Annotated in this window: 8 protein-coding genes; 1 reads left to right on the forward strand and 7 read right to left on the reverse strand. The window is 35.6% G+C overall.

Annotated features, from left to right (window positions below; genetic code table 11):
* Window positions 1-393, forward strand: coding sequence for a hypothetical protein (locus GQ47_RS09220; RefSeq protein ID WP_035647525.1), 393 nt, complete (start codon window positions 1-3; stop codon window positions 391-393).
* Between the two features lie 213 nt (window positions 394-606).
* On the opposite strand, the gene GQ47_RS09225 is transcribed toward GQ47_RS09220, so the two are convergent.
* From GQ47_RS09225 to GQ47_RS09255, 7 genes are all read right to left on the reverse strand, one after another.
* Window positions 607-2,526 carry a sialate O-acetylesterase gene (locus tag GQ47_RS09225; protein WP_051951457.1) on the reverse strand — a complete coding sequence of 640 codons (1,920 nt, stop codon included), beginning with the start codon at window positions 2,524-2,526 and terminating at the stop codon, window positions 607-609.
* Between the two features lie 234 nt (window positions 2,527-2,760).
* On the reverse strand, window positions 2,761-4,692 hold the full coding sequence (locus tag GQ47_RS09230; RefSeq protein ID WP_035647528.1) for a RagB/SusD family nutrient uptake outer membrane protein: 1,932 nt from the start codon (window positions 4,690-4,692) through the stop codon (window positions 2,761-2,763).
* 11 nt (window positions 4,693-4,703) lie between these two features.
* Window positions 4,704-7,796: a SusC/RagA family TonB-linked outer membrane protein gene (locus tag GQ47_RS09235; protein WP_035647531.1), complete on the reverse strand. Its 3,093-nt coding sequence runs from the start codon at window positions 7,794-7,796 to the stop codon at window positions 4,704-4,706.
* 545 nt (window positions 7,797-8,341) lie between these two features.
* Entirely contained in the window at window positions 8,342-9,316 is a 975-nt protein-coding gene (locus GQ47_RS09240) for an aldose epimerase family protein (protein WP_035647532.1), read from the reverse strand.
* Between the two features lie 26 nt (window positions 9,317-9,342).
* Entirely contained in the window at window positions 9,343-9,999 is a 657-nt protein-coding gene (fsa, locus tag GQ47_RS09245; protein WP_035647534.1) for a fructose-6-phosphate aldolase, read from the reverse strand.
* Window positions 10,000-10,372: 373 nt separating this feature from the next.
* Window positions 10,373-11,698, reverse strand: coding sequence for a xylose isomerase (gene xylA, locus GQ47_RS09250; protein ID WP_035647535.1), 1,326 nt, complete (start codon window positions 11,696-11,698; stop codon window positions 10,373-10,375).
* Between the two features lie 8 nt (window positions 11,699-11,706).
* On the reverse strand, window positions 11,707-13,188 hold the full coding sequence (locus tag GQ47_RS09255; RefSeq protein WP_035647537.1) for a xylulokinase: 1,482 nt from the start codon (window positions 13,186-13,188) through the stop codon (window positions 11,707-11,709).

Below are 13,188 nucleotides of genomic sequence, written 5' to 3' on the forward strand. Positions count from 1 at the left end.
ATGAGAAAGCTATTTTTTACCCTGCCGTTGCTGTTTTTTGTTTCAGCACTTTTTTCACAAACTCAAGATCCTTCATCAAAACGCATTTTAGGAAATTGGTATTCGAACACCATCCGAACGACAAAATGGGTTTTTACACAGGATGGAAAACTTTACAACTACGACAAAGACATAATGAAAGTGATGTATAAATATTCTATATCAAACAGCTGTCAGAACAATTCAAGTGATACTTCTGAATTTATAACCTTAAGAGACAGAGACGGCGATGAGTATTGCTTTAAAATAAATGGAGTAAATGAAAACAAAAATGGCGTTTTATCACTTACCAATATGAGCAATATGCAAACATTGATTTTTGTAAACGATGTAAATTTGAAGATTGCACAGTAGTAAAGAAGAAAGAGCCAAGATGAAAGAACCAAGATGAAAGAACCAAGATGAAAGAACCAAGATGAAAGAACCAAGATGAAAGAACCAAGATGAAAGAATCAAGATGAAAGAATCAAGAAGAAAGAAGTTTTCGCTAATTCATTTTTCTTAATCGGATAATTTTAAAATAAAAGCAGGATTTCTTTGTTTGAAATCCTGCTTTCTTTTTGATCTTTATTTATCTAAACTTCCCTCAAAAGGCGAAGCTGGTAAATTTTCTTTATTATATAAATTTGCCTCGACTGGATTGTCTGCCCACGCATATCTAACTTTTACTGGTTTTGAAATAGTTTCATTCCAAACTTTGACTTTATTGTTTTCGATAACAGCGCTTGCCCAAACAAATTTTCCGTCGCTTCCTGCAATTTCAAAACCTTTCAAACTTGTGTTATTTTTAGCTATTAACCCGCTTCCTGTGTCCGTAAAAGACAAAATAAGTTGATTTCCTTTTTGTTCCATCGATTTAAAAAGTGGTCCTGAAGAAACTATATTTTTTTCTCCATAAGCCACTTTTCTGGCTTGTAAAGCCAATCTTTTTCCGACATCGTATTTATTTAGTGGATGAATGTCATTCCATTCCCCTAAATCAATAATTACTGCCATTCCTGTATTTGGAACTGCTAAAATATTTTTTTGCTGTTGTCTTAAAGCTGCCCAATTGCTTTCAGCTGGTTCTGTTTTTGGTTCCATAAAATTTGCCAACTGAACATATAAAAACGGAAAATCACCCTGCCTCCACTCTGTTCTCCAGCTTGTGATTAAGGTTTCCATAAGTGCTGCATATTCCTGAGGTTTTTTAGTGCTTGATTCTCCCTGATACCAAAGCACGCCTTTTATTGCGTAATTTTTCAAAGGCGCAATCATAGCATTATAAAGTCCGACAGGTTTCCATCTAATAAAAGTTGGCGGTGGCAAAGGAGGCATTTTTACTCCTAATTTGTATTTCCATTCTCCTTTCAAATCAAGGGAATCTTTATCTAAAATCAATTGATAAGGTTTGTCTTCAACAAAACCACCTTTTCCGGAATTATTAATAACTCTGATTGCAATTTCATTTTTTCCTTCTTTTAAGAACTTTGGATCAAATGAATATTTTCTCGGCGGATATAAATACGAAGTTGTTCCAACGAAATTTCCGTTAACATAAACTGAATCGGCATCTACAATTCTTCCTAAAATCAATTTTGCCGAAGAAGCTTTTAAATTTGATAAATTAACTTCTTTCCTAAACCAGACTGCTCCATTCGTTTTTTCTAAAGTATAGTCGCCCCAATATCCTGGAATATTCATAACCGGCCAATCAATATCATCGAAATCTGCTTTTGCCCATTGTTTTTTCAAACCCTCATCCTGACGATTTACTTCAGAATACCAGTTGCTGCTGATTTTTCTGTCGTTTGCTTCGATTTGTGCACCTAAAGTTCCGTCTTTGAATTTCTGGTATTCGGCATCATAATCAGGGAATTTTTTAATGGCATCGGCGCTAAGCCAAGATTCAGCCGGAGAACCTCCTAAAGCACTGTTGATTAATCCAATCGGAACATTATATTTTGCATAAATTTCGCTGGCAAAAAAATAGGCAACAGCTGAAAAACCCAAAATATTTGATGCGTTTGCTTCTTTCCATTCACCACTTGACAAATCAGTATTTTCTTTTGCAAACTCATATTGATCCGGCACTAAAAACTGTCTGATTTCTGAGTTATTTGCTTTTGCAATTACATCCCTGTATTTGTCTTTTACACGTTCCATAGGAAGTTCCATGTTCGACTGTCCGGAGCAAAGCCAAACATCACCAAATAAAATGTTCTTTAAAACAATTGTATTGCTTGCCGTTAAAGTCATTTCATAAGGTCCGCCTGCTTTTTGAGAAGGCAATATAATTTCCCAATTTCCATTTTGTACGGCTGTGGCCTTAAACTTATTTTTGTTGAAAGCAATCTCAACTTTTTCATTAGGCGCTGCCCAACCCCAAATTTTCACTGGAATATCACGCTGCAAAACCATTCCGTCGCTAATCAACCTCGGGAGTTTTATTTGGGAATAAATGACCGAATAAAGAAGTAGGCTAATAAAAACTAGTACTTTTTTCATTTTACAATTTATTTTTTCTGATTTAATTCTGAAATCATTTCTAAATATAATTATTCTGCCCGTATATCTGACAGCAAAAAGCCGAGAGGGCTCAACTCTCGGCTTTTTATAAAACAAATTGATTTGCAGTTCTAACCAATTCTGTAGAATAAACACTTACTTACAACTTTATCTAACTTAATTGCTGCTTTGATTTGTTTTATCATTTTATTTCCAGCATTAGGATTTTATTTCCTAGTAGCCTGGATTTTGATATACCGCTTTTTCTTCATTTGTCATAATCATTGCATCAAATTGAACTTGCGGAATTGGACGTAAATAGTGATATGGCTTAATATCTCTTGCTACTGTAAGTGGTGTATGATTTCCGTATGCTGGACCGCAAATTTGGTACGAACTTGAAAGTTCTGTCCATTTTTGAGTACGAAGCAAATCGTACCAACGGTATCCTTCACCATAATATTCACGAGAACGCTCTGCCAAAATGTAATTAATATCAATAACTGCCGGTGTTGCTGCAGTCATTGCTGCACTGTTATCAGCTGATTTTGCTACATTTCCATTGTTATCAAATCTCCATTTTCCGGCACGAGCGCGTAAAACATTTACCAATTCTCTCGCACTTTTTCCTCCTTGAGGAGCTGCTCCCATAACAGCAGCTTCCGCAGCAATCAAATAAAGTTCTGATAATTTTGCAATATTATAAGGACGTGTGTTGGCTCCATTTGGAGAACCAAGTCCAGTTCCGTTATCTGTTCTATAAGTACCTAGTTTCCATAAACCTGGGAAAATAATTCTACTAATACCGCTTGGAGCGATAACAAAATCAGATCTTCCTGGCAATACTCCTGCTCCAACAGCTCCGCCTTCTGGTCCGTTTCCTGCTGCATAAACAATAGCTGGATTTTCAGCATTTAAGAATGAAAGTATTGCGCCTCCTGGAGCAACTGGCAAACCATTTGCATTATTTAAAGTCGGAGTCGTAATTCCTGCTTTGTTCCAGTTTCCGCGATAGACCGTTGTAAACGTTCCATCGTAACGAGAATCATTTGTTTTGTCGGCAAATGTATTCGCAATAGCGCCAATAGTTGGACACATACGAACAAATGGACGACCTAAATGCTGTTCTGCTTCACGCTGTACTGAACTTACGCCAGAACTTCTTAAAACAGTATAATTTGGCGTCATCATCCAAACAGCAAAGTTTTCTGGTGCATTACCATTTGAAAACGTAAGACTGCTGGCATTAAAAAATTCGCTTTTTTCTGTGTGGTCTGCATATAATACAATTTCGCTATTGCGGTCGTTGCTTCCTAAGTTTACATCGTAGTAAGTTGGTTGCAATGCAAATGCACCGTGGCTATCAATTCCTGCTGCTGCTACATCATACGCTTTTTGGAAATACCAAGCTGCATCATGCCCGTCTGGATCTACACGCGTAGTTTCAGGATAAGTTGGAATATTGTTTGGATTTTTCAACCACCATGCATACGTCAAATAAGCTTTAGCCAAATAAAGTCTGGCAGCCGTTTTAGTCACGCCACCTTTTACTCTTCCAACATCTGGCAAATCATTTACTGCTGTTACTAAATCAGGAAAAATTGCTTTTGTATAAACTTGTGGCACCGTATTTCTAACAGAGAATCTTGACGGACTTGTATTGAACTTAAGTTCGCCCGCTCCCAAATCTAATGGCACTCCGCCAAAAGTCTGAACTAACAAGAAATAATCAAATGCGCGGAAGAATCTAGCTTCAGCAATCATTGCGTTTGAAACAGTTCCAATTGCTGTAGCATTTTCTATAACTCCGCTTGCCGTATTAATGTTGATAAATGCCGGTTGCCATAAAGCATCTGCACGGCTTGAAGAAGGCGTGATTGATCCAACGCCAGAAAGATCCATATCTTTGAAATTGGCATCGGCACTTTGTGCATAAGTTGCCTCATCAGTTCCGGTTTCAGTTGTATTATAGTAATAACCTTGTCCGTAAATATAACGTAAATGTGCATACATAGAAGTCAATCCTGCTGTAACCCCTTTTTCGGTTTTAAAATATTCAGGAGTATAAATACTGCGAGGCTCTTCTTCTAAAACATTAGAACATGCTCCCAGGAACAGCGCTATCATCGCTGTTGCCATAAAAGTTTTTATTTGTATAGGTTTCATTGTTATCTTTTTTAAAATGTTAAATTAAGGCCAAGCAAAAAGGTACGAGTTGAAGGAGTGTTTGTTCCTAATGTCAGTAAACGTCTTTTGTAGAAATCAGTTACTGCAGCATTTTCGTTACCGTATGAGTTGGTTTCAGGATCCATACCAGTTTCTTTGTGGTAAGGTGAATAAATTACGAATGGATTCTGCACGGTGCAGTACAAACGAAATCTATCAACTCCTAAATCCTTAATGAATTTTTCAGTAATATTATAACCAAGGGTGATTGTTCGGATTTTAACATAAGAAGCGTCAAAGTATCCTAAAGTTGATCCGTATTTTGGATTATCATTACTTGAAATTCCGCCTGGTCTTGGATATTTTGCATCTGTATTTTCTGGTGTCCAATAGTCCACTTCTACGTTTCCTCTACGACCACTTAACATATTTAAGTAACCTGTTGAAGAATACAGTGTACTGATCAAAACTCCTCCACTTTGAAAAGCTCCTACTACACTAAGATCTAAGTTTTTATAAGCTACACGAGTATTGAAACCTCCAAGGAAATCAGGATTTACATCTATGATTTGTCTATCCGCAGGTCCAATTTGTCTTGTTGGTGAACCATCTGCATTAAAATCTCCTGTATATTTTACTTTAATCATACCAACATTTCCTCCCGGCTCATATTTAGTAAGATTTGCATCTCCTTGTTGCCAAAGTCCTGTTTTTTCATAATCAAAGATTACATCAATTGGATGACCAACAAACCACCAGTTGTTTTCGTCACGAGTCTGTCCTGAAGATAGCGCTACAAGCTTATTTTTGTTTGAATAGAAGTTAACACCAGCATCCCACGACCAACCATTTGCATTATCGATTATTGTTCCGTTAAGCGTAAATTCATAACCTTTATTTTGAGTTTGACCAATATTTGCTGTATAACTTCCCACACCTGCTGTTGGAGGCAAACCAACACTTAAAAGAATATCTTTTGTATCTGTAACATAATATTCAAATGTACCAGTTAACCTGTTTTTAAATAAACCAAAATCAACACCATAATTCACTGTAGTCGAATATTCCCAACCTAAATCAGGATTAGGCAATGTCGATACATAATATCCTGTTGTATTTGTCTCTCCAAAATTGTATGGTCTTGAAGCTAAACTTCCTAATGTAGAATAAGGAGCAACTGCCTGGTTAGAAGTTTCACCATAACCTGCGCGTAATTTTAACTGCTCCAGCCAATTCACATTTTGCATAAATGATTCATTTTTAACATTCCAGCCAGCAGAAACCGCAGGATAAGTATGCCATTGATGTCCTTTAGCAAGTCTTGAAGAAGCGTCAGAACGAACAGTCGCTGTTAGCATATAGCGATTGTCATAAGAATACATAGCACGCGCCATGTAAGAAACCAATCCGCTTTGTTGATAGTCCTGATTATCTGGGTTAACCGAAATTTCACCTGCCGCTCTTCCTAAATTGTAAAATTGGAAATCGTCTGAAGGAATATCTTTAGCGGAAATTTGTGATTTGTTGTATGTTGTTTGTTCAGATGAATACATTGCAACGGCATTCACTTGATGTTTTCCAAAAGTACGATCGTATGTTAGTAAGTTTTGAATCGTCCAGTTCGTATTAAGAGTATTTGTTACAGAAGCCGTAGAAACTGTTGTTGGATTAATACTAAATACTCCTTCTCCTGTATATTGACCTCCATTAGTAGTACGGAAATTACCTCCTAAATCTAAATGAAATTTTAAACCTTCAACACCTGGAATTTTTACTTCACCGTATAATGTATTGTAAGAACTATAAGCTTTTGTCTGATCGATCCATTTATCTCCCAAATTTTCTATAGTTCCTCTCGTATATACCCAGTTTTCATCTAATGGCATCTTAACCGTTCTTTTCAAAGAACCATCTGCATTATATGGATTAGATATAGAAGTCGTACTTAAAGTATTATAAAGACTTAAATTACCTCCGTTTGAAATAGAATAGTTATTATTAGTAGTGAAACCAACTTTAAAGTACTGTCCAATTGCTTGATCTACAGCTGCTCTCAATGTTATACGGCTGTAATCCTGCCCTGGCACTACTGCTTCTTCTTTGTAATAACTAGTTCCAAAATTATAGTTGCCCGTTTCAGTACCACCCGAAACGCCAACATCATGATTAGTCACTAAACCTGCACCATACATCAAATCCTGCCAATCTGTATTTATATTGTCAGCTTCATCTGCGCCGTTTGTATAAAGCGGAGTAGTTGTTCCCGGAAGTGTAGCAGCTTTACGCAAAGCAACAAATTCAGGTCCGTTCATCATTGGGAATTTAGCAAAAATGGTTTTCAAACCACTGTATGTATTGTATGAAAACTTTGCTCTTTGTCCTTTTTGTCCTTTATTTGTTGATATTAAAATAACACCATTTGCACCACGAGATCCGTAAATGGCTGTTGCCGAAGCATCTTTTAAGATATCAATACTTTTAATATTGTCTGGACTGATATCACCAATCGATCCTGCAAATGGGACTCCGTCTAAAACTACCAGCGGATTGTTGTCAGCCGTTAGGGAACGTGTACCTCTAATACGAATTTGCATTTCGGCACCAGGTTTAGAAGATGTTTGATTCAATTGCACTCCCGCCAAACGCCCTTGCAAAGCCTGAGTAATATTAGCCGATGGTACTTCACGAATTGCCTCTCCTTTAATTGAAGAAACAGATCCAGTTACGGCCTCTTTTCGTTGCGTACCATAACCGATAACTACAACTTCCTGCAGGTTATTCTGGTTTTCCTCTAAAACTGCATTTATTTTATTCTTTCCTCCAACAGGAATTTCTTTATCCTTTAAACCTAAAAAAGTAAATACTAAAACGCCATTTGAAGGCACGTTAGTAATAGAATAATTTCCGTCAAAACCTGTAGCGACACTGTTTTTAGTGCCTTTAACAGTCACATTTACCCCTGGAATTGGCCCACTTGCGTCAGATACAACTCCAGTTACTGTACTCTGAGCCGTCGCACTCACAGAAAACAGAAACATCAGAGATAAAAACCCCAGACATTTCAGGAGCTTTGATTTGCTTTTAATTGTAAAAAAGTCAGTCATAAAAATTAAGTTAGATAGTTAATATATAGATTAAGTTAGTTTAGAATCATGAAGCAAAATCATGTGCTTTTTACAAGATTAAAAAGCATATGTTTTTGCATTTCTTTAACAAATATATATAAAATTTCAAATCGCACAACCGGTTGTGTATTATTTTTTTATTTACACCAAAAAAAATTACCACTTAAATTAAATACTGAATAATTTTAAAGCCAAATAATTAAACGATTAACAACAAAACTTCTTTTTTAACAAAACATTTAAGTCTATATTAATTGATTTTCAATAATAACTAATAATTCCACAAAACTCAATAAAACTAAGACTTACAGCATTTTAACATTAATAAAAACCATATAAAAATAAGTGTATCTTATACAATTTAAAAAATAATCTTAAACGACTATTTATGATTATAATAAGAATCAAAATCAAGTTTTTATTTTGCCAGAAAAAGGAATCGTTTTTCACACAATCGCTTGCATAAAACAATAAAAAAAGCTTCTTTTGAAAAAAGAAGCTTTAAAATTTTATTTGAGTCTAATTTATTTAAAAGTAAATGCGAAAATCATTTCGTTTAAATAGCTTTCACCTACTCTCAAAATTGAATTTGGAAAATGGTTTTTATTTGGAGCATCTGGAAAATTTTGTGGTTCAAAACAAATAGCAGGAAAAGTTCCAAATTGATTATTATTTGAAAATGGTAAGTCAGGAAATTTTTCGGGAGTATAAACAACCATTGCCGGTTGATTCGAAAAAATATTCATATTAATACCGCTTTCTGCAGAAGACAAAGATGCTTTTAGCTGCTTTTCATTAAATACAAAAGTATCATCAAAACCTTTAAAATCTTCTCTTCTGATTTTAGCTTTTTGATTTCTATCAAAAGTAGTTCCTTCTGATTTATTTAGCTTCCCTGTCGGAATCAATTTCGAGTCAACATCTAAATAAAAATCGCTGTTGATTTGAAGTTCATGATCTAAAACAGAACCTTTTCCGTTTAAATTTAAATAAACATGACTTGTCAAATTTACTAGAGTTGCCTGATCTGTAACAGCTTTGTAAGTAATTTTTACTTCGTTTTCTGGTGTCAATTCAAATATAGCTTCAATACTCAAATTTCCAGGATAACCTTCTTCAAGATTTTGGCTTTGATACGAAAACACTACTCGATCATCAGCCACTTCTTTTATCGACCAGAATTTTTTAAAAAATCCGTTTTCGCCTCCATGAAGATGAACGCCATTCTGATTTTCAACCTTATAAAAGATATCTTCAATTTCAAATCCACCACCAGAAATTCTGCCAGCATATCTACCGATACTTGATCCTAAAAATAGTTTTACATTTGAATAAGGCGGTTCAAGATAATCAGAAGCATTTTTCAAACCTGCTGCAACGTCATAGATTTCACCTTTTGCATTTTTAACCTTCAGTCCAATAACTGTTGCACCGAAATTAGAAATTGTCATTTCCAATGCCGATTTGTTTTTAATCGTAATTACCTCTAATTTTTCCATTTTGATGCTCTACAGATTTTAAAATCTTATAAATTCATTTTTTTAGCATCTTCTACAAATTGGTTCAAACCAATATCAGTAAGAGGATGTTTCAATAAACCTTTAATTGCTGATAATGGTCCAGTCATAACATCTGAACCTACTTTGGCACAATTAATTACATGCATTGTATGTCGCACAGATGCCGAAAGGATTTGTGTATTGAAGGCATAATTATCATAAATTTCTCTGATTTCAGCAATAAGATGCATTCCGTCAGTTGATACATCGTCTAATCTTCCTAAAAAAGGAGAAACGTAAGTCGCCCCAGCTTTGGCTGCAAGAAGCGCTTGTCCAGCCGAAAAAACTAATGTTACATTTGTTCTGATTTCTTTATCAGAAAAATATTTACATGCTTTAATTCCGTCAGCAATCATTGGCAATTTTACCACAATCTGCGGATGCAAAGCAGCAAGTTCTTCGCCTTCTCTAATCATTCCGTCAAAATCTGTCGAAATTACTTCTGCCGAAACATCGCCGTCAACGATATTACAGATATCCAGATAATGCTTTAAAATATTAGCTTTTCCAGTTATTCCTTCCTTAGCCATTAACGACGGATTTGTTGTTACGCCATCTAAAACGCCTAATGCCTGCGCTTCTTTAATATCATTTAAATTTGCTGTGTCAATAAAAAATTTCATTGGTTTTTAGTTTTTATGTTAATAGAGTTCATTAAGAAATTCTATATTTTCAATTCATAGCAAAATGAATCTTCAATACAGAAAAAATGGTATTATGTTTTAATTTGAAATAAAAAAAGTAAAAGAAATTACTTTGAAAAGACAGTAGAAATCCATCTTTTGAACAAGAAATTAATGATATGGCTGTTGCTGCTTCATGCAACGAACAGCCATACTTACTAATTAATAAATTTTTCTCTGGCGCATCAACTAACCTTCAAATATGCACCAGAGAAGAAAAACTACAAAAAACAATCTTCATTTCGATTTTGTAACCTCACACAAAACCGAAAATTATTTTATGCAAAAACTGTATTTACAGTTTGTTGATCAATTAAATATATTGATTGATAATATTTTCAAACAATTCTTGTTTACCGCTTTGAAGATTTAATTCTCCATTTTCGTGAGCGATAGTATAAAGATCTTTTAGGTTTAATTTTCCATCAGCAAAATCTTTTCCTTTTCCAGAATCGAAAGAGCTGTATCTTTCCGTTCTTAATTTCTCGTAAGGAGAAGAAGTGATGATTTTATCTGCAGTCAGTAAAGCTCTTGCGAAAGTATCAGCTCCACCAATGTGCGCTAAGAAAACATCTTCTAAGTCAGTTGAATTTCTTCTGATTTTAGCATCAAAGTTAACTCCACCACCTTGCAATCCGCCAGCTTTTAAGAAAACCAACATTGCTTCAGTAGTTTCTTGGATATTGTTTGGAAACTGATCTGTATCCCAACCATTTTGGTAATCACCTCTGTTCGCATCGATACTTCCTAACATTCCCGCTTTTGCAGCAACTTCTAATTCGTGTTGAAAAGTGTGTTGTGCCAATGTAGCGTGGTTTACTTCGATATTAATTTTGAAATCTTTGTCTAAACCGTATTCTTTCAAGAATCCAATTGCTGTTGCCGAGTCAAAATCGTATTGGTGTTTTGATGGCTCCATTGGTTTTGGCTCAATAAAGAAAGTTCCATTAAAACCTTGTGCTCTTGCGTAATCTCTAGACATTGTAAGGAATTGCGCCATGTGATCTAATTCTCTTCCCATATCTGTATTTAATAAAGACATATAACCTTCTCTACCACCCCAGAATACATAGTTTTCTCCACCTAAAGCGATAGTTGCGTCAAGCGCTAATTTTACTTGTCCACCAGCTCTTGCTACTACATTGAAATCAGGATTTGTAGCTGCTCCGTTCATGAATCTTGGGTTTGAGAAACAGTTTGAAGTTCCCCAAAGCAATTTAATTCCAGAATCTGCTTTTTTCTGTTTTAAGTAATCTGTAATAAAAGCCAAACGTTTTTCTGATTCTGCGAAAGTTGGTCCTTCAGCAATTAAATCGTAATCGTGGAAACAGAAATAATCAAATCCCATTTTGCTGATGAATTCGAAAGCTGCATCTGCCTTATCTTTTGCAGCCTGATATGGATCTGAAGACTGATCCCAAGCAAAATGTTGCGTTCCTGGTCCGAATGGATCACTACCTTGTCCACAGAAAGTATGCCAGTAAGCGATTGCAAATCTAAAGTGCTCCCGCATTGTTTTTCCAGCTACAACTTGATCTGGATTGTAATATTTAAATGCCAATGGATTATCAGATTCTTTTCCTTCAAATTTAATTTGGCCAATACCTTTGTAGTATTCTTTATCTCCTAAAACTATCATTTGTTCTTTTATTTAGTTGTTAATATTAATTCTAATTCTTGTTTCCATTTTTTATAAGCCGTTTCATAAGGGGCTGCGTTGTGCAACGGTAAAAACGTCATTACGTGATCGTTGTCACTAACATTAGCGCCAAATTTGCTATAATCACCATCTTTTAAACCAACTGCTCTTGCTGCACCAACTGCTCCGGTTGTATTGTAAATTTCAATTTCATGACCAATTAAAGTCGCTACAGTATTGGAGAAAATCTCCGAACGGAAAAGATTATCATTTCCGGCTCTAATGACATTAATCGTCGCATTATCCTCTTTTAAACATTCCATTCCATACACAAACGAAAACGCAATTCCTTCTAAAGAAGCTCTGAACAAATGCGCACTGTTATGAATATTCAGATTCAGATTTAAGAAATGCGTTCCAATGTTTTTGTTGTTGAACATACGTTCCGCACCATTTCCAAACGGAATTACAACAACACCTTCTGATCCAACCTCAACATTCGAAGCCTTTTCGTTCATTGCTTCATAACTTTCGTTGCCCATATTATTTCGAAGCCATCTGTATTGAATTCCTGCTCCGTTAATATTTAAAAGTTTACCTACTCTCGGCGTTTCTAATTCGTAGTTTACGTGAACAAAATTGTTTACTCGAGTGCTTTTTCCAGACGACATTTCGCTTACTGCATAAAAAACGCCCGAAGTTCCGCCCGTAGCCGCAACTTCTCCCGGATTCAAAACATTTAATGACAACGCATTATTTGGCTGATCTCCTGCCCTGTAAACAATCGGAATTCCTGCTGGAAGACCCGATTCTTTTGAAGCTTTTTCAGTAACAACACCTTGATTTGTAAAATTCTCTACGATTTTTGGCGTCAAAGACTGATCGATTCCGTAGTAATCCAAAAGCCAGTCGGCTACTTTATTTTCTTTATAATCCCAAAGCATTCCTTCAGACAAACCGTTTTTGGTAGTCGTTACTTCGCCTGTTAATTTCAAAGCGATATAATCGCCCGGAAGCATGTATTTAGCAATTTTATTGTAAACTGCTGGTTCATTTTCTTTAACCCATTTTAATTTCGAAGCCGTGAAATTCCCTGGCGAATTCAATAAATGTGACATACATTTTTCTTCTCCAATTTCGGCGAAAGCCTTATTTCCAATTTCAACCGCGCGGCTGTCACACCAGATAATAGAATTTCGAAGTGCATTTCCAGCTTCATCCACAATCACCAATCCATGCATTTGGTACGAAATCCCAATTCCTTGAATTTTCGATGCGTCTATATTAGCTTCACGAATCGCTCTTTTGGTTGCCGTACAAATGTGCTGCCACCAAATTTCAGGATCCTGCTCCGCCCAATCCGGGTGAATCGAAAGAATTTCCATTTCGTTTTGCGGTTCATTCAAAACGATTACTTTTTTTCCCGTTTCAACTTCTACCAAGGCTGCCTTGACAGAAGAACTTCCAATATCATATCCGATATAATACAT

It is taken from the genome of Flavobacterium sp. ASV13, from assembly GCF_000745775.1.
In the GTDB taxonomy this organism is placed as follows: domain Bacteria; phylum Bacteroidota; class Bacteroidia; order Flavobacteriales; family Flavobacteriaceae; genus Flavobacterium.